This is a genomic window from Devosia sp. MC1541 (assembly GCF_012847305.1).
Lineage (GTDB): Bacteria > Pseudomonadota > Alphaproteobacteria > Rhizobiales > Devosiaceae > Devosia.
In genome coordinates this window covers 110,688-129,896 of sequence record NZ_JABBDZ010000007.1, presented here as the reverse complement: position 1 = coordinate 129,896, position 19,209 = coordinate 110,688, and the positions used below count along the sequence as shown (strand labels likewise).

The window sequence follows — 19,209 nt, the reverse complement described above, 5'->3', positions numbered from 1 at the left end:
GGTCTTTATGTTGCAATGGGACCCGGTTCTCTCTGGCTGAGCACGGTTGGTGGAACTGCCGCTTTTTGTGTCGCCGGGTCCGTGTTTCTGGCCAATAGATTAGCGCAAACCAGCCGACGAGATCTCGCAAAACTGGGACAAACCGTTGGTCTGAGCGAACGTGCTGATGAGCTCGACACAATCGCCGCGATGAGCGCGCGACTAGCGCAGCGCGTTGAGGTTGCGCACAGCTATCAGCAAGCACTCGTGCATTTGGACAGTGCGATTTCGATCGTTGATAGTTTCGGCAAGGTGACCGCCCTTAGTCGCGGACTACGGGAGCTGGTGCCCGCAGCTAAGGTTGGAGACAGTATCGAGACCGTATTGGGGCCCGGCGCATCGACACGGGATTTCCTCATGCTCGGTGGTATTCGTATGAATACCAATCGTTATTCCTTGCCAGGTGGTGGCTACGCCCTCGAAATAAAACCGACCGGGCAGTTGGTCCAGCATGATGATTTGGACGCGTTAGCTGGCGCTTTGGCGAGTGGGCAGACCGGCTTCCGGTTTGATGTCTCGTCTATCAAACACGCTCCCGGGCTGTCGGCAATTAATGAGGCGTTGGGCATGATGGGCGAAGGCTTAGCTCAGCTCCAAAGCACCATAGCTGGTAAGAGCGAAAAGCTCCGCAATCCAAATCTGCCTTTTGCCGAGCAGAGCCAACAGGTTCTAGATCTACTTTCCGCCTTTGACGACTTCCATGATGATCAGATCAACACGCGCGAAGCGCTCGAGACCAAGCTGTCGACAGTCAAGCAACTGCTTGGCCAGTTTGAAGAGCGCGCGCGAGAGTTTGAGGCGAAAGCTGATCTGGGACGCCAAGCTTTGGCTGAGGGGGTAACAAAGCTCAAGGCAATGGAAGCGCGGGTTCAAGACGCCGCGCGCAAGGCAGGAGATGCGCGCTCTCTTGCCAGCCAAGCCGACAAATCTGCACAGCGGACACATGAATTTGTCGCCGAGCTGGACCGTCTAACTGCCGAGATTGATCGCATGACGGCAGGGATTGAGGATGTTTCTTTCCGTACCAATCTTCTCGCACTCAACGCGGCCGTAGAAGCGGCGCGAGCCGGTGAAAAAGGCGCGGGTTTTGCCGTTGTGGCAGACGAGGTCCGTCAGCTTAGTAAGCTTACCAATCGTTCAGCCAAAGACATACGTGTTGTCGCGGATCAGGGCCGGACGCAGGCACGTGCGGGCCTTGAGGAGGCTGATGCGCTACAAAATATCACCAAGGCACTGCAAGATAATTTACGCAATCTAAGCAATGAGTCGGCGACTATGCACACAGAGGGTAGCGTCACAGACATGCCCACCCGGGCAGAATTGGCCCGGACGACCGCTAATGGCCGCCTTGGGATCACCCCGATGCGGGCCGCCGGATAGAAGTCCGGCTGGAGAGGGTAAAAATGGAGCAGGGAGAATATTCCCTGAGCGAACGCGAGTTCGCGCGGATCAAGGCGCGGGTCTACACCGTCGCTGGCATTTCTCTAAGTGATGCGAAGCGGACGCTGGTTATTTCCCGCCTGTCCAAGATCCTGCGTGCTCATGGTTTGCCCAGTTTTGACGCCTATGTCGATTTCCTTGAAAAAGGGGGCTCGGCCGAGGATAGTCAGGAGTTCGTCAATGCGTTGACGACCAATTTGACGCGCTTTTATCGCGAAGACCATCACTTTGATCATCTGCGCCAATTTGTGGGCAATCTGATCAATGAGCGTCCACGCGGCCAGCGTCTGCGCATATGGTCGGCGGGTTGCTCAACAGGTCAAGAGCCTTACACGATCGGCCTCGACCTCTTGGTGGCGTTTCCTGAGTTGAAGCGTTGGGATTTTAAAATTCTGGCAACAGACATCGACACGTCCGTGATTCAGAAGGCGTCGATGGGTGTCTACCCAGAGAGTGAATTGGCCGGGTTGAGCGCCGAACGCTCACGTCATTTCGAAAAATCCAACGGCATGATCCGCGTTCCGCAAGCGGTCCGCGAACTCATTTCCTTCAAGCAGTTGAACCTCATTGGCCAGTGGCCGATGAAGGGCCCGTTTGATGCGATTTTTTGCCGAAACGTCGCGATTTACTTTGACAAGCCGACGCAAGGCGAGGTGTTCTCGCGCTTAGGTAAAATGCTGGCGCCAGAGGGATTTCTCTACATCGGGCACTCAGAAAATCTGGGAACGAGTGGTGAGGCTTTCCGGCTGGTTGGTAAGACGATTTACCAGTCCCGCGAGAAACTGAATAGAAGAGCTGCATAAATGAGCATCAAGGTTTTGGTCGTCGACGACTCGGCGCTCATCCGCGAAGTGCTCGGCCGGATGCTAACCCGCGAGGGTGATATCGAAGTCGTTGGCACAGCAGTGGATCCTCTGGAAGCGCGCGATAAGATCAAGCAACTCAATCCCGACGTGGTCACGCTTGATATTGAAATGCCAAACATGAACGGGTTGGCATTTCTCGAAAAACTCATGCGCTTGCGCCCCACGCCTGTGGTCATGGTCTCAACCTTGACCAAAAAAGGGGCGAGTGAAACGCTTCTCGCGCTTGAACTCGGCGCGGTGGATTTCGTCGCCAAGCCGAGCGCTGAGTTCTCGGGTGGGCTCGAGGCCTTCGGCGCCGGTCTGCGCGAAAAAATCCGCGCAGCTGCCAAGTCCGACGTTCGTGGGCGAACTGCTGCGCGTGGAGAACCGGTGCGCAAAGAAGCCCTACGCACCGCTGCGGCCCCTAAGGGGGCGTTGATCGCTATCGGCGCGTCGACGGGTGGGGTTGAGGCGATCCGGACGGTTTTGTCTGATCTGCCAATTGATTGTCCACCGGTTGTCATTGCCCAACACATGCCGCCCGGTTTTACCGGACGTTTCGCCGCCCGACTGGATGAGCTTTGTGCGTTAAAAGTTCTGGAGGCTGAAGACCGAATGGTTCTTGAGCCGGGCCACGCTTACGTTGCCAAAGGGGACTATCACCTGCGTGTCGAGCGGACATCTGGGCAGCTGAAATGCCGCCTTGGGCAGGAAGCACAGACGAGTGGACACCGTCCAAGTGTGGACGTGCTGTTTGAATCTGTAGCGAAGAGCGTCGGTCATATGGCGGTTGGGGCAATTCTGACCGGCATGGGACGCGATGGGGCTCGCGGCCTGAAAATGATGCGTGACGCGGGTGCCTATACTGTTGGGCAAAACCAGGCGTCGTCGCTGGTCTACGGCATGCCACGTGTTGCCTTTGAAGAGGGCGCTGTGGTTGAGCAGGCTAGTATTAACCTGATCGCGACAAAGCTCGCCAACGCTCTGGCAAAGCTCAAATCAGCAGCGTAGCTTCGGTCAAGATTGAGATAATTGTAACCCTTGTTCTCTAAGGTCCAAGGAAACTCTGGGGCTCCACCCCAAGGCGTGTAGAAGGTTTAAAGTCCATGCCCAAGGCAAGCGCTGTCAGTGTTCTGATCGTCGATGACCAGCAGTCCATGCGCGGCATCTGTAAGTACATTCTTACTCAGCTTGGCTTCAAAGACATTATTGAAGCCAAGTCAGGTCGCGACGCTCTGACCAAGCTCGAAAAGGCCAATGTCGATCTGATCATTTCCGACTGGAACATGGAAGATATCGACGGGTTGACCTTGTTGAAGGTCATTCGCAAGCATCCGCGTACAGCGGCTATGCCGTTCATTATGGCAACCGGCCGTTCTGACAAAGAACAGGTCAAGGAAGCCATTTCGTTTGGTGTAAACAATTACATCATCAAGCCATTCGATGCTTCGACGATGAAAAAGCGCATCGAAGCCGTAATTGGCGCGCTGACGTAAACGCGGTTTTAAATCAAAGATTTGTACACACCCGGCCTTACCAAGGCCGGGTGTTTTTCTTTGACTGTCATGAGCTTGCTGCGACAAAACTTCACACTTTCGTCGCGATTGTAAGAAGTGCTTAAGGTGAGACTTATATCGTTACCATGCTCATGGAGATGATGAGCAAAATATACTGCGGGGTCTGAGATAAGCGCTGGAGGTTTGCGCTTATCGATTGGGCTCGGGCAGGTATGGGGGGCGTTATGGGATTGTTTCCGCAACTTAAAGTTGCGCAGAAGCTGCCGCTTGCTGTCGTTGGTTCAGCATTGGTAGTTAGCGCTGGCGTTGGTTTTGCGAGCTATTTTATTGGTTTGAACACCGTGCAGTCGCAGCGGGACCTGTCCATGCAGGCCTCTCTCAGCACGGCCGCGACGCAAGTCAGCGACTATTTCACTGCAGCTGAAGTGGATTTGCGCCTGTTCGTGCAGCGGTCCGATACGGTCACAGCCACCAAAAACCTAACTCGGGCGCTCGATGAGCTGCGGATGGGCTTGGCAGAGAAAGCCGCTGCCCAACTCAAGGTCGCCTATATTACCGAAAATCCGACGCCCGAAAATCGCGCGGCGACCGACAGTACCCCCAAAGGGGCAACTTACGACGCGCCCCACAAGCGGTATCATCCCGGCTTCCGAACACTGCAGCAAGAGCGCGGCTACTCAGACGTTTTGTTGATCAGCGCGTCCGGCGATGTGGTTTACTCGGTCGCCAAGAACGACGATTTTGCCAACAATGTGCTGACAGATCGCGCTTCTCAGGAGTCTGGCCTAGGGAAGGCCTTTGCCAGCGCACGAGAGCTTAAGGATGGTCAAGCCAGCTTTGTCGATTTTTCGCTCTATTCGCCGACCGGTACGCCGCAGAGTTTTATGGCGATGCCTGTGTTTGAGCGTGACCAGAACGTCGGTGTCATGGTCTTGTCGATCGCTCCCGATGCGATGAGCGCACGCGTTGGTGCCCTTTCCGGATTGGGGGAAAGCGGGGAGGTTGTGGTTGTTGGCAAGGACGGACTTTTGCGCAGCGAAAGTGTCCACACAGAAGAGCTTGATGTGCTCAACACTGCGCTCGACACCCCTCTGATCGCAGCTGCCTTTGCGGGCAGTAGCGCCGAAGGCATTTCCAATAGTTACCGCAATGCGGCCATGGTCGTGCGGGCGCAAGCCATATCCGTCAACGGCGTGGATTGGGCTGTTGTAGCTGTGCAGCCCGAGAAGGAAGCCTACGCAGCGGTCGACGAGATGCGCAACTCGACGCTTTTAATCGGTGGTGCCTTGTTGGGCATTGCGGCGGTGCTCGGCTTGGTGTTCGCCCGCAGCATCAGCCAACCCATCAGTAAACTCACGAGGACGATGGACGAACTCGCGGGCGGACGTCTCGATTCTGAGGTCGAAGGAGCGGATCGCGGCGATGAAATTGGCGCAATGGCGCGTTCCGTCGAAGTTTTCCGAGCCAATGCTATGCGTGTCAGCGAAATGACCGAGGCAGAGGCCGCACGTATTATTTCAAGCCAGGCAGAACGTGCACAAATGATGCAGCAGCTGCAACGGGCGTTTGGACGAGTGGTGTCGGCAGCAACTTCAGGTGACTTTGGGCAGCGTGTCGGGGCAGAATTTCCTGATGACGAGCTCAATGCACTCGCACATGCTGTCAACGAACTGGTCGAAACCGTCGATCGCGGCATAGCTGAAACTGGGAAAGTGCTTTCGGCACTGGCGCAGACCGATCTGACCCTTCGGATGGAGGGCGACTACGAAGGAGCGTTCGCGCGCCTGCAGAATGACACCAACGCAGTCGCTGATAAACTGACTGACATCGTTGGGCAGTTGCGTTCGACATCTGGCACGCTGAAAACGGCAACAGGCGAGATACTCTCTGGCGCGAATGACCTTTCCGAGCGCACCACGCGCCAGGCAGCAACTATCGAAGAAACGTCGGCTACAATGGATCAGTTGGCGTCCACGGTGTTGATGAATGCCAATCGCGCGAGCGAAGCGAGTGATGTAGCGAGCTCAGTTACTCAAACCGCTGAACAAGGCGGTCAGGTAATGGGCAAGGCGACGGAGGCCATGGAGCGCATTACTCAGTCTTCGTCCAAGATTTCAAATATCATCGGGTTGATCGACGATATTGCGTTCCAAACCAATCTGCTTGCACTCAATGCCTCGGTCGAGGCGGCCCGCGCGGGCGAGGCTGGTAAGGGTTTTGCCGTCGTTGCCGTCGAGGTTCGCCGTTTGGCTCAGTCTGCGGCTCAGGCGTCTTCCGACGTCAAACAATTGGTCGAACAGAGTGCGCAAGAGGTGAAGGGTGGCTCGCGCCTGGTGGCTGACGCGGCACATCATCTTCAGAATATTCTTACCGCCGCTCGATCATCCAGCGCGTTGATGAATGGCATTGCGGTGCAAAGCCGTGAACAGGCCTCGTCCATTGAGGAGGTCAATTCTGCGGTCCGCACGATGGACGAGATGACTCAGAGTAACGCTGCACTGGTTGAGCAAATGAATGCTTCGATCGAGAGAACGGAAAACCAAGCCAGCGAACTGGATCGTATTGTTGATATATTTGCGATCAGCAATCGTCAGCGCCAGGAGCCCACTGCAAGCCTCGCGACAATGGCGGGCGTGCGCGGATTGCAAGCCAATCTGTCTCGCAAGGCTCGGAGCTATCTGCGGCCTAGCAATGCTGCTTTCGAAGAGGAGTGGCGGGAGTTTTGATTGCGATGCGGGGGCCGGATCGCAATAACAAAAATAGGCAAATCTGATAAAAATAGCCGATGAGAGTAGTTTGGAACTATTCAGTAAGGTGTTTGACTTAAGGTTTGCCGCAATGGGCCAATGAGCGATATGTCCGCGCTTGGCCGTGGGGGACAGACATGAAAAAAATCTCTCAACTGCTTGGCAGTGTGCGCATGACTACGAGCATTTTGCTCCTCGTCATGGTCTCAATCATTGGCTCGGTTGGTGCTATATCTCATACACTTTACCTGACCATGCATCAGCGCTCGATCGACGAGAGCGAAATACAGCAAGACACCAATCTTGCTGTTGCAGCGACCATTTTAGAGCGCCGAATATCGGGCTCCATTTTGACCATGGCAGAGGATGGAAGCATTGTTTCTTTCCAAAGCTGGGCTGTGCCGCCTTTTTACGACAACGATGTCATCGACAGCGTGAGCCGCGTCACCAAGCAAGACGCCGCTATCTATGTTTTGGAAAAGGAGACCGGGGATCTGGTCGCTAAGACCACGACACTCCTGGCGGCCGATGGGTCTCGCGCTATAGATGCGAAGATTACCAGTGGCGATCCAACTCTTGCCTTGCTCGGGCAAGGTGAAACCATTCGCTCGCAGATGACTTTGCAGGGCGTGCCTTACCTTGTCGCCATTCAGCCTATTGTTGGCACCAAGGGTGACATGATGGGTGCTATCTTGGTTGGCACGCCAATGGCAAACGTCAATGCTGCTGCAGGCGAGGTTCTCGGCGTTATTGGCATGGTCGGTATTCCCGTCACCATCGTCTTTGCTCTGTTGGGTTTTGTCTCATCGCGCCTCATTTCTCGACCCATACCGCGTTTGGCAAAGACTATGGATGTGATTGCCGAGGGCAATTACGACATCGAGGTGCCCTATACCGGCTTCAAGAACGAAGTGGGGGCAATGGCCCGCGCGGTCGAAGTCTTCCGCGAAAATGGTCTGCGCGTTAGCCAAATGACTGAAGCGGAAGCTGCGCGTATCGTGGCTGATGAGGATGCTCGTCGCGCGATGATGGCCAATTTGCAAGATGCCTTCGGGCAGGTCGTGGATGCCGCTATTGCTGGAGACTTCTCGCGTCGCGTTAAGACAGAGTTCCCAGACGCAGAGCTCAATGCTCTGGCTGGAGGCGTAAACAAGCTCGTTGGTGCCTTTGATCACGGTGTCAGTGAAATTGGCACAGTGCTCTCTGCCATGGCCGAGGCTGATTTTACCCTTCGCATGGAAGGTGAATTCGAAGGCGCTTTCGCCAAGCTGCGTGAAGATACAGATGCCGTTGCTGACAAGCTCGGCGAGGTCGTTAGCCAGCTTCGCCACACGTCCGGCTCTATCAAGAATGCAACCGGCGAACTCCTCTCAGGGGCGAATGACCTGTCGGAGCGCACCACACGTCAGGCTGCGACGATTGAGGAAACATCCGCGGCTATGGAGCAGTTCGCCTCCACAGTGCTTTCAAATGCGGAGCGGGCGAGCATTGCGAGCCAGAATGCCTCCAAGGTCACCAAGACCGCAGAAGAGGGCGGCCGCGTAATGGAATCGGCCAATGAGGCGATGGACCGGATCACTCAGTCTTCGTCCAAGATTTCCAACATCATCGGTTTGATCGACGATATCGCCTTCCAAACCAATTTGTTGGCGCTGAACGCTTCGGTGGAAGCCGCACGTGCTGGCGAGGCTGGCAAGGGGTTTGCCGTGGTTGCGGTAGAAGTGCGCCGTTTGGCTCAGTCGGCGGCGCAAGCCTCGTCCGAGGTCAAGGTATTGATCGATCAGTCCAGCTCTGAAGTCGCAACTGGCTCCAAGCTCGTCAATGACGCGGCAAGCAAGCTTGCGAGCGTGCTGGACGCGATCCGCGAAAATACCAAGGCGCTGGAGACCATAGCTCAGCAGAGTTCGGAGCAGGCAAATTCCATTGAGGAAGTCAGTTCCGCGGTGCGTCAGCTCGATGAAATGACCCAGCATAACGCTGCCTTGGTCGAAGAGACTAACGCCGCTATTGCTCAGGCTGAATCGCAGGCGAATGAACTTGACTTGATTGTCGAAGTCTTCGCTGTCGATGCTGTAGTTGCACCTGCGCATCATCGTAGTGAAGCGAGCGTAATGAGGCCTACGGCGACTGAGCGCCCGTCGCGTCAATATTCCTCTCGTGGCCCAAGTTCTCAAGGAAATCTTGCGGTCTCGCAAGATTGGAACGACTTCTAACGTCAGTGTCTATGAGTGTTTAATCTTTAACGCGGGTCAGCGATGGCTCGCGTTATTTTTTCCGTAATAACAGTTGGTTAAGCCCCTTTATCCTAGTTTGGGGTTAAACAGCTCAACCGCCTTTGGAACGTGGGGTCGGAGGGCGGGAACATATTGGGGACTGGTCTATAGCTATGCAAATTTTCGGCAAAATCCGCATGACCGCTCTCATCGCCACATTGGTGATTTCGGGCATTCTTTTATCGACGGCAGCTGTCTGTACGGCCACATATATTACGCTGAGCAATCAATCTCGCGCTGACGCAATGGTCACGCTCGAGAACCATATGCGCACCGCTGTTTCTCTGATCAGCAGCGAGATGGCCTCGACCAAGGTCGAGTGGAATGAAGATGGCAGCGTGAGCCGCGTGACAGCATTTTCGATGCCGCGTGTTTTCATCAACCACAACATCATCGACTCTGTTGTCCGTCTTACCGGTGGCACAGCGATGATTTACGGCGCGGAACAAGCGGGCCAGCCACTGAACGTTCTGACATCGAGCTTTGTAGAGGAAAGCGGAGAACGTAGCCTAGGATCGACATTTGCGGAAACCGACCCTGCCTATAACCCGGTTGTGACCAGCGGTTCCTATCGGGGCGAGGGTTCCTATGGCGACGTTGGCTACTATATCGGCTATCAGGCGATCACAAATCACCAGAACGACGTCATCGGCGTCATCTTTGTCGGCCTCGATAAGGATCAAATCGAAGCTGGCATTCAGCAGACATTGTGGATTTTGCTGATTGTTGGCGCGGTCACCTTGGTTGTTCTGGGTGTGCTCGGCTATCTGGTTTCGTCGATGATCATGTCGACCATTCCCAAGCTGGCAACGACCATGAACGCGATCGCCAAGGGCGCGTACGAAACCGATGTACCCTATGTTCAGTACACCAATGAAGTTGGTGATATGGCGCGTGCGGTCGAGGTTTTCCGCGAAAATGGTCTGCGTGTGAACGCTATGACGGAAGAAGAACGCGCTGCTTCGGAGCGCCGCCGTATCGAGCGCACCGACATGATGGTCGAGTTGCAGGCGGCTTTTGGCGAAGTGGTGGACGCCGCTATTGCTGGCGACTTCACCAAGCGCGTTCATGCCGAATTCCCTGATCGTGAGCTCAATGCTCTGGCCGCTAGTGTCAACTCGCTGGTTGAGACTGTCGACCGTGGTATCGGCGAGACCGGCGATGTGCTGGCGGCGATGGCCAAGGCCGACTTCACCCGCCGTATGAACGGTCAGTACCAGGGTTCGTTTGCCAAGCTCAAAGAAGACACCAACGCCGTGGCAGAGAGCCTCTCGGATGTTATCGGGCAGCTGCGAGAAACCTCGCGTACGCTCAAGACAGCAACTGGCGAACTGCTCTCCGGCACCAATGATTTGTCCGAACGCACCACCAAACAGGCGGCGACGATCGAGCAAACCTCTGCTGCGATGGAACAGCTGGCAAGCACCGTGCAGGATAACGCCCGCATGGCTGACGACGCCAACGCTTCGGCCAATGCTGTGTCCGCCGATGCGGAGCGCAACGGAAAGATGATGGAAACGGCAAATGACGCGATGGATCGCATTGCTCAGTCTTCCGCCAAGATTTCCAACATTGTGGGCATGATAGATGACATTGCCTTCCAGACCAATTTGCTGGCACTGAATGCTTCGGTTGAAGCGGCGCGTGCGGGCGAAGCGGGCAAGGGCTTTGCGGTGGTCGCTGTCGAAGTGCGTCGTCTAGCGCAGTCTGCAGCTGAGGCTTCGGCCGAAGTGAAGGCACTGATCGAAACCAGTGCAAAGGAAGTCAAATCAGGCTCGGATCTCGTGTCGAGTGCAGCCAAGCAGCTTAAGGCAATGCTGGGCGCGGTGACCGAGAATGCCGTCCTGATGCAGTCGATTGCCAAGGCCAGCAAGGCCCAGGCCGCTGCAATTGACGAAGTCGGTGTCGCAGTGCGAACGCTCGATCAAATGACTCAGCATAACGCGGCTCTTGTGGAAGAGACGAATGCTGCCATCGAGCAGACCGAAGCACAGGCTAGCGAACTCGACCGTGTTGTGGATGTGTTTACAATCCAACAGTCTGAGCAAAAGCGGGCTGCACCCGCGAAACGTGAAGCGGCGGGTTCGGCTCCGGTTCAGCGTGACCGCGTTAAGAGTGCGGCACGCTCTTACCTCAGCCAGGGCGGCACAGCGCTGAACGCCGACTGGAGCGAGTTCTAAGCATCGTTGAATCCAAGATTTCCCATTGAGGGCGCCACGGCGCCCTCTTTTTGTATTTATGGTTAATGCCTAGTTAACGGCGAACTTACTGACTGCCCTTGAACAAAAAAGATCGCTGTTAGCTAACAGAACTTGAGTGGCTAACGCCGCACTCACCTGGAAGTGGCGCTGGGCGGACCAGCGCCACAAAAGTCTTAGTTAACCATCCTCCTCCAGTCTTTTCGTGCACGGCCGGTGTGCCGCCGGTCCAAAGGGGCATGGGCATGAGACGGTTTTCTTTTGGGCAGAACAGTAGCAAGGACGACGCAGCCAAACTTGCGGCTCTGCTGAGAAGTCAGGCAGTTATCGAGTTTGAACTCGATGGCACGATCATCACCGCAAACGAGAACTTCCTAAAGGCCTTGGGGTATGGGCTCGATGAAGTGCGGGGCAAGCACCACTCCATGTTTTGCGCCCCCGAATACGTAAAAAGTCCAGCATACAAAAACTTCTGGGCTGACCTCGGCAAAGGTGAGTTCAAATCCGACGCCTTCCAACGCTTTGGTAAGGGTGGGCGGGAGGTTTGGATACAAGCCAGCTACAGTCCGGTATTCGATGCGAACGGTCGGCCAGTAAAGGTGATTAAGTTCGCCACCGATATTACCGAGCAGCGACAGATGGCGGCTGACCATGCAGCTCAAATCGAAGCGATCTCACGCGTGCAGGCCGTGATATCGTTTAACCTTGACGGCACTGTCATCACTGCCAACGCCAATTTTCTCACGACGCTCGGCTACAGTTTGGCCGAGATCGCGGGAAAACATCATTCCATGTTTTGTGATCCCGCTTACACAAGGACGAACGAATACGCTCAGTTCTGGCAGCGCTTGCGGTCCGGCGAATATGTGGCAGCCGAGTTCCAGCGGTTCGGTAAGGGCGGGAAAGAAGTGTGGATCCAGGCGAGCTATAACCCTGTGCTCGATGCCGCTGGTCGCGTCTCGAAAATTGTCAAGTTTGCCACCGACATTAGCGAGCGCAAGCGTGCCGAGGGCGTCATAAACGAACTCACAAAAAGCCTACGAATGATGGCGCAGGGCGATTTATCTGGCCATATCGATCACGTTTATACAGGCCAGTATGAGGCCTTGCGTCACGCGTTCAACTCATCGCTTGGGCGGTTGCAGGAGATCGTTGAGGGAATGCGTACCACCTCGCGCTCGTTAAAAATTGCCACGGGTGAAATCCTCTCGGGGGCCAACGACCTCTCAGAACGCACGACCCGGCAAGCGGCCACCATTGAAGAAACATCGGCCTCGGTGGAGCAACTCACAGGAGCTGTCACTGAAAACGCTAAGCGTGCCGCCAGTGCCAACGAAAAAGCGCGTCACGTGGTCTCTGTGGCAATCGATGGTGGGACAGTGATGGGTCGGGCAACCGAGGCCATGACCGCGATCGAGGCATCGTCGACCAAAATCTCGAAAATCATCGGTCTCATTGATGACATTGCTTTCCAGACCAACCTTCTGGCACTCAACGCCTCGGTTGAGGCAGCACGGGCTGGCGAAGCCGGCAAGGGGTTTGCCGTTGTTGCTATTGAAGTGCGGCGGCTCGCTCAGTCGGCTGCGCAAGCGTCGTCAGATGTTAAAGTTTTGATCGAGGCCAGCGAGGGCGAGGTGCGCGGCGGATCGCAATTGGTATCAAAGGCGGCTGATCGTCTCGCGGACATTGTCAAAGGCGCCGAAGAGAGCGCAACACTCATCGACGAAATTGCCACTGCGAACCGGGAGCAATCTGCCTCCTTGGTCGAGGTATCTGTCGCCGTGCGGCAGATGGATGAGATGACCCAGCACAATGCCGCGCTCGTCGAAGAGACCAACGCTGCTATTGAGCAAACTGAAACACAAGCGGCAGCCCTGGATGATCTGGTTGCCGTATTTAAAAGCGACGGGGCGGGCACAGCAGAGCACGCGTTTCAGCAAAGCCTGCGTGCTGCAGAGTAAAGCACAGGTGTTGTCGCAGCAGTGGGCGGCGACTGCGCGGTTCTGCACCTAAATCTTTGATTTTTCCCATTTCACGAGCGGTAAATAACTCCGTGTTTACCCTCGTCGTTTAGCGCTGTGGGTTGGTTGATCCAGATCAAGATGTTCGCATCTGGAATGGTGAACTGATCCAGCGGATCTAAACTATGGTGTCTGACTTGCCTTCGAACATTCCTGCCGCGCTGCAAACTCGCCTGGACTTTATTGACCTGAACAAAGATGCGCGTGCGCAGCTGGCCAGTATTCGGCCAACCATTGAAAAGCATGTCGGTCCAGCGCTGGATCATTTTTATGACAAGGTCGCTAAAGAACCTGAAGTGGCCCGTTTCTTCGGTGGTGGTCGCCCGCACATGGATCGCGCCAAGTCACGTCAAATTGGCCATTGGAGCGCGATTGCCGCTGGTCAGCTTGACGCCGAATATATGGAAAATAGCGCCAAGGTTGGCTTGCGGCACGCCCTGATCGGGTTGGAGCCGCGCTGGCACATTGGTGGTTATGGCGTTATTTTTGAAACCTTGCTCAAGAATGTCGTCCAGGATTTGATGACCGAGGTCATGCAGCCCAAGAAGGGGCGCTTTGGCCGTATGGTGCCACCGAGCTGCGATCAGGTCATGGCAGGCGCGGCCGACGTTTCCGACAAGGTTGTCGCGATGATGAAGTCGATGCTGATCGACATCGACATTGGTGTGACGGCCTATTTCGATAAGCTCACCTCGGATGCGCAGGAAGCTGAAGCGGCGTCCCGCGAGAAAATTCATCAGGCGATGGATGCTACGGGTAAGGTTTTGCGCGGTGTTGCGACCGGTGATCTGACCCAGCGCGTTACGGAAGATCTGGACCCGCAGTTTGATCAACTCAAGCAGGATACTAATGCGGTGGTGGACAAGCTTGCCGACATTGTTGGCCAGCTCCAGCATACATCGCGCTCGCTGAAGACGGCTACGAGTGAAATCTTGGCTGGCACCAACGATCTGGCCGATCGCACGACACGCCAGGCAGCTGCGATTGAACAAACATCTGCCTCCGTTGAGCAGTTGTCGGCAGCAGTCTTGGAAAATGCTACCCGCGCAAATGACGCCAGCGGGAAGGCGCGCTCTGTCGCTCAGGACGCCATTGAAGGCGGCAATGTGATGGCCGACGCGACCAAGGCAATGGACGCAATTCGTCAGTCGTCTGCGAAAATCTCCAACATCATTGGCATGATCGATGACATCGCGTTCCAAACCAATTTGTTGGCACTGAACGCCTCTGTCGAAGCCGCGCGTGCTGGTGAAGCGGGTAAGGGGTTCGCCGTGGTTGCGGTTGAAGTTCGTCGCTTGGCGCAGAGCACAGCCAATGCTTCCGCCGAAGTGAAGACGCTTATTGAAGCGAGTGCGAACGAAGTTCGCGGCGGCAATTTGCTGGTGTCTAAGGCGGCCGAAACCCTTGAGGCGATACAGGGCGGTGCTGAAGAGAGCGCGAGCCTAATTGACTCGATCGCGCTGGCTAATCGTGAGCAATCGACCGCTCTTCGCGAAGTGACCACGGCTGTCCGCCAGATGGACGAGATGACCCAGCACAATGCAGCACTGGTTGAAGAAACCAATGCTGCCATTGAGCAGACCGAAGCTCAGGCGAGCGAGCTTGATGTGATCGTGGATGTGTTCCGCCTGAATGATCGTGCCGGGCGCGCGCCGGCGAGCGAACAGCGCCGCAGACGTGGGGGCGCTCCACTCCAAACGAGTGGGAATACCGCGCTCGCCAATAACTGGGATGAATTCTAACCCCTGCTCAACGAATATCCGTTGCTCGCTGTCCCCTTTTAAGGGCTAAAAGAGAGCAACGGAGACTTCTTATGGCGCATATTGGCCTTGTGGCCCACGACGACAAAAAAGATGACCTCTGCCGGTGGGCGGAGGTTCATAAGGACAAGCTGGCTCAACACGAGCTCTGGGGCACCGGGACAACCGGTAGCCGTATTATGGCCGCAACCGGTCTTGACGTTAAACTGCTTAAATCTGGGCCTCTCGGCGGCGATCAACAGCTTGGTGCAATGATCTGCGAAGGGCGCTTGGACATGTTGATCTTCTTTATTGATCCCCTGTCAGCGCAACCTCATGATGTTGATATCAAAGCGCTAAACCGCCTAGCGACGTTATACGACGTGCCCTTTGCCAATAATAAATCGACAGCTGATGCGGTATTGGCTGCACTTTGACTAAGTGGCCCCGGTTGACCGGTTCGCAATCGTATGAACAGATGCCTGAAGACAGCTCGGAATAACCGGGCGCAATAGTTTGTTCAGGAACATCGGGGCTCTCGGGAACTTGTCCTCCGACTTAGTTATTGACGTTCAAAACGTCAGCAAGAGTTTTGGCGGCCTCAAGGCCGTCAATAACTGCTCACTCTCCGTCAGGCGCGGCTCTATCACTGGGCTGATCGGGCCTAACGGTGCCGGGAAATCGACACTCTTCAATATAGTCGCCGGGAACATTGTTCCTGATAGCGGACAGGTCATCTTTGATGATCAGGACGTTACAGGGATGAAGCCACATGCCCTTTTCCGTATTGGCATGTTGCGCACGTTTCAGATTGCGCATGAATTCAGCCAGATGAGCGCCTTAGAGAACCTGATGATGGTTCCGGGCGACCAGCCGGGTGAAAGCTTGCTCGACAATTGGCTGCGGCCCAGATTGGTGCGTAGCCGAGAAACCGAAGTGCGCAAAAAGGCGTTGGAAGTCATCGACTTCCTCAAGCTCGGACATGTCCGCGACGAATTGGCTGGCAATCTCTCCGGGGGGCAGAAAAAGCTCCTAGAGCTTGGTCGTACGATGATGGTGGATGCCAAAGTCGTCCTGCTGGACGAGGTTGCTGCTGGCGTCAACAAGACGTTGCTCAATGATCTGGCGGACAATATCGAGCGCATGAACCGCGAGCTTGGCTACACCTTCTTTGTCATCGAGCATGACATGGACCTCATCGGGCGCATGTGTAATCCGGTGATCGTCATGGCACAGGGCGAAAAGATCGCCGAGGGGCCGATGAGCGAAATTCGCGCAAACCCTGCCATTGTTGAGGCCTATTTTGGCTCCCCGGTAGAGGTAGCAAACTAATGGCGTTGATCGAATTAAAGCACGTCGTTGGCGGCTATGGTGGCGCGCCCATTCTCAATGGCGTCGACATGGCGATTGAGCAGAGCGATATCGGTGTCATCGTTGGGCCTAATGGCGCGGGAAAGTCGACCACTCTCAAGGCCATATTTGGCCTGCTTAAAGTTACAGGTGGAACGATCGAATTTGGTGGCGAGAATATCGCCAATTCGCTCCCCGATAAGCTCGTGCCTAAGGGGCTGAGTTTCGTGCCCCAAGAGAAAAACGTTTTTACTTCTATGACTGTTGAAGAAAATCTCGAGATGGGCGCATTTACCCGTAGCGACGATTTCTCCGGCACGTTGAGTTGGGTTTACGACATGTTCCCAGTGCTCAAGGAAAAACGCCGTCAACCTGCCGGTGAGCTTTCTGGTGGGCAACGTCAAATGGTGGCCATGGGTCGGGCACTGATGAGCAAGCCCAGCCTCCTCATGCTTGATGAGCCTTCCGCAGGCTTGTCGCCGCGCTATGTCATCGAGATTTTTGAAACCATTGTGCGCGTCAACAAAGAGGGCGTCGGCATATTGATGGTGGAGCAAAACGCCCGGCAGGCTTTAGCCTTTGCCTCTAAGGGCTTTGTTCTGGCGCAGGGGCAGAACCGCTTCACAGGCACTGGACCGGAGCTGATCGCAGATCCGGAAGTGGCCAAGAGTTTCCTGGGGGGCTAGGCGTGGACGAGCTTATTTTCTTTATCAACCGCGCTCTGATTTCCGGAACCGTTCTGGGATCGATCTATGCGCTGGGCGCCATCGGCGTGACGCTGGTTTTCGGCATTCTTCGCTTTGCGCACTTCGCCCATGGCGACATGATGACCATGGGGGCTTTTATCGCCTTCTTATTGGCATCGGCCATGGCGGCGATGGGCATTATCTTGCCATTGCCGATGGCGTTCATTGTTTTGCCGGTGGCTATGGTCATCACAGCGTTCTTGGCGCTGGGGATCGATAAAGGCTTTTACGCGCCTTTGCGCGCCCGCGGGGCAAAGCCGGTGACGCTGCTTATCGCATCCATCGGCGTGACGCTGATGATTCAAGGCCTTGTGCGTCTCATCTTCGGGTCGAGCACGCGCCAATTGTATGTGGAAGGCGAAACCAAAGATATCTTCCGCTTCGATATGAGCTGGGCCGGGGGCACGCGCCCCATCAGCATCACCGAGCCGCAGATCATCATGTTTGTGGTTACAGCCTTGATCGTTGTCGCCCTGCATTTCTTCCTAACCCGCTCGCGACTGGGTAAGGCGATGCGCGCGATGGCGGATAATGCAGACCTTGCGCAGGTTTCTGGAATCAATACCGCCCTTGTTGTTCGCGTTACTTGGGTGATTGCGGGCTCGCTCGCGTGTGTTGCTGGAACCATGCTGGCACTCGACGTCGCCCTTATGCCGGACCTCGCTTTCAATATTGTGTTGCCTATCTTTGCGGCGGCGATCGTTGGCGGGCTCGGCCACGCCTATGGGGCAATCGTGGGCGGGTTCTTGATTGCTTTTGCCGAAACGCTGGCAGTGTTCAACTGGACTGCTGTTTTGCGGCCTCTCAACGCCTTCTTGCCCGAAGGCATGGAGCTGCCGTCAAACCTGGCCCTCGTCCCAACCGAATATAAGCTCACAGTCGCTTTTGTGATTTTGGTGATTACGCTGCTCGTGCGCCCGACCGGTATTTTTAAGGGAGCATCGACATGAGCGCGTCGCCCTCTTCACTATCCAAAATTTGGGAAGATCCGGTACTGCGTGGCATTGCCTTGTTTGCGGCAATGTTCGTCTTGGTGTTGCTCGTGGGCCTTGTTCAGGGGACCGCGTCTATCCTGCTGATTTTAACGCAGGCGACCGCCTTTGCCCTGATCGCACTGGGCCTTAATATTCAGTGGGGCTATGGCGGATTGTTCAATTTCGCCATCATGGGCTTTCTCATGGTCGGTGGTGCCTCGACCGTGTTTCTTTCCTATCCCGTCAACATGGCGTTTTGGGAAAGTGACGGCCCACTCATGTTGGGCCGCGCTGTGCTCGCGTTCCTCATTGCCGTTGCGCTGGTGTGGGCGGCGCGAAAAGTGGATCGTCTTGGCATTACCGGTAAAGCACGCACCGCAATTGTCGCCCTGGCATGGTTCGTCGGCTACATTATCTATCGGACCCAAATTGACCCCGCTGCGGCCTATATAGAATCGACCGCTGGCTTTGTGGGGGGCTTGGGTCTGCACCCCATCTTAGGTTGGGCTTTCGGTGGTGTGGTGTCGGCGGTTATTGCCTTCTATGTTGGCAAGATCAGCCTTGGTCTGCGGACCGACTACCTCGCGATTGCCACGATCGGCATTTCCGAAATCATCCGGGCGCTGATCAAAAATATGGATTGGCTAACCCGTGGCACGATGACCGTGTCGCCCATGCCTTGGCCAACCCCACTGCCACAACAGTTGCAGGCGGCAGGCGCGTCGATCCCGGAAAGCTTTATCTACGCGCGCGTTATGTTCCTCGTTGTCTGCGTCGCCATCTTGATTGGCGCGTTCTTCCTCGTGCAGCGTGCCTATGGTGGCCCGTGGGGCCGGATGATGCGGGCAATCCGCGACAACCACATTTCTGCGGGCTCCATGGGCAAGGATGTCACTGGACGCCAGTTGGAGCTGTTCGTCTTCGGCTCCATCCTGATGGGCATCGGTGGCGCTATGCTCGCAACGTTCACCCAGATCTTTGACCCCTCAGGTTACCAGCCGATCAACCACACGTTCATGGTGTGGGTGATGGTGATCGTTGGCGGGGCCGGAAATAACTGGGGCGTCGTGCTTGGCGCGTTCCTGATCTACATCATTTGGATCATCTCGGACCCGCTCGCGCAGATGATCTTTCTCAATCTCTCGGTCATTACAGAGCAGATGGGGTGGGGCGCTATCCCAGAAATCGACAGCCGAGCCTTGCAAATGCGCGTGTTTGTCTTGGGTGTGGTGATCACTGTCGCGCTGCGCTACGCGCCCAAGGGGTTGATCCCCGAAGTGGTCAAACGCAGTTAGCGTTGAGACATGGTGGCCAAGAAAG

The 19,209-nt window shown here is 55.6% G+C and carries 14 protein-coding genes; all 14 read left to right on the top strand.

The window, feature by feature from the left end:
- Positions 1-15 precede the first annotated feature (15 nt).
- A complete protein-coding gene (locus HKD40_RS17895) occupies positions 16-1,419 on the top strand; it encodes a methyl-accepting chemotaxis protein (protein ID WP_248306001.1) in 1,404 nt (467 codons plus the stop codon).
- A 23-nt stretch (positions 1,420-1,442) separates the two neighbouring features.
- The gene (locus HKD40_RS09885; RefSeq protein ID WP_169195575.1) at positions 1,443-2,282 is read left to right on the top strand and encodes a protein-glutamate O-methyltransferase CheR; all 840 of its coding nucleotides are present in this window, start codon (positions 1,443-1,445) and stop codon (positions 2,280-2,282) included.
- Positions 2,283-3,335: a chemotaxis response regulator protein-glutamate methylesterase gene (locus HKD40_RS09880; RefSeq protein ID WP_169195574.1), complete on the top strand. Its 1,053-nt coding sequence runs from the start codon at positions 2,283-2,285 to the stop codon at positions 3,333-3,335.
- 95 nt (positions 3,336-3,430) lie between these two features.
- Complete coding sequence (locus HKD40_RS09875; protein ID WP_169195573.1) at positions 3,431-3,820, top strand: response regulator; 390 nt, start codon at positions 3,431-3,433, stop codon at positions 3,818-3,820.
- Positions 3,821-4,065: 245 nt separating this feature from the next.
- On the top strand, positions 4,066-6,567 hold the full coding sequence (locus HKD40_RS17890; protein ID WP_248306000.1) for a methyl-accepting chemotaxis protein: 2,502 nt from the start codon (positions 4,066-4,068) through the stop codon (positions 6,565-6,567).
- 158 nt (positions 6,568-6,725) lie between these two features.
- A complete protein-coding gene (locus tag HKD40_RS09865) occupies positions 6,726-8,801 on the top strand; it encodes a methyl-accepting chemotaxis protein (protein WP_248305999.1) in 2,076 nt (691 codons plus the stop codon).
- 197 nt (positions 8,802-8,998) lie between these two features.
- Complete coding sequence (locus HKD40_RS09860; RefSeq protein ID WP_169195571.1) at positions 8,999-11,041, top strand: methyl-accepting chemotaxis protein; 2,043 nt, start codon at positions 8,999-9,001, stop codon at positions 11,039-11,041.
- A 263-nt stretch (positions 11,042-11,304) separates the two neighbouring features.
- Positions 11,305-13,020, top strand: a complete 1,716-nt coding sequence (locus HKD40_RS09855; RefSeq protein ID WP_248305998.1) for a methyl-accepting chemotaxis protein — start codon at positions 11,305-11,307, stop codon at positions 13,018-13,020.
- A gap of 185 nt (positions 13,021-13,205) precedes the next feature.
- A complete protein-coding gene (locus HKD40_RS09850; RefSeq protein WP_248305997.1) occupies positions 13,206-14,822 on the top strand; it encodes a globin-coupled sensor protein in 1,617 nt (538 codons plus the stop codon).
- 71 nt (positions 14,823-14,893) lie between these two features.
- Positions 14,894-15,256: a methylglyoxal synthase gene (locus HKD40_RS09845; protein ID WP_169195568.1), complete on the top strand. Its 363-nt coding sequence runs from the start codon at positions 14,894-14,896 to the stop codon at positions 15,254-15,256.
- A gap of 109 nt (positions 15,257-15,365) precedes the next feature.
- Complete coding sequence (locus tag HKD40_RS09840) at positions 15,366-16,151, top strand: ABC transporter ATP-binding protein (RefSeq protein ID WP_169195567.1); 786 nt, start codon at positions 15,366-15,368, stop codon at positions 16,149-16,151.
- Positions 16,151-16,855 carry an ABC transporter ATP-binding protein gene (locus HKD40_RS09835; protein WP_169195566.1) on the top strand — a complete coding sequence of 235 codons (705 nt, stop codon included), beginning with the start codon at positions 16,151-16,153 and terminating at the stop codon, positions 16,853-16,855. Before HKD40_RS09840 ends, HKD40_RS09835 begins: the two co-directional genes overlap by 1 nt.
- 2 nt (positions 16,856-16,857) lie before the next feature.
- A complete protein-coding gene (locus HKD40_RS09830) occupies positions 16,858-17,865 on the top strand; it encodes a branched-chain amino acid ABC transporter permease (protein WP_169195564.1) in 1,008 nt (335 codons plus the stop codon).
- Entirely contained in the window at positions 17,862-19,184 is a 1,323-nt protein-coding gene (locus HKD40_RS09825) for a branched-chain amino acid ABC transporter permease (RefSeq protein WP_169195563.1), read from the top strand. Before HKD40_RS09830 ends, HKD40_RS09825 begins: the two co-directional genes overlap by 4 nt.
- Positions 19,185-19,209: the final 25 nt, after the last annotated feature.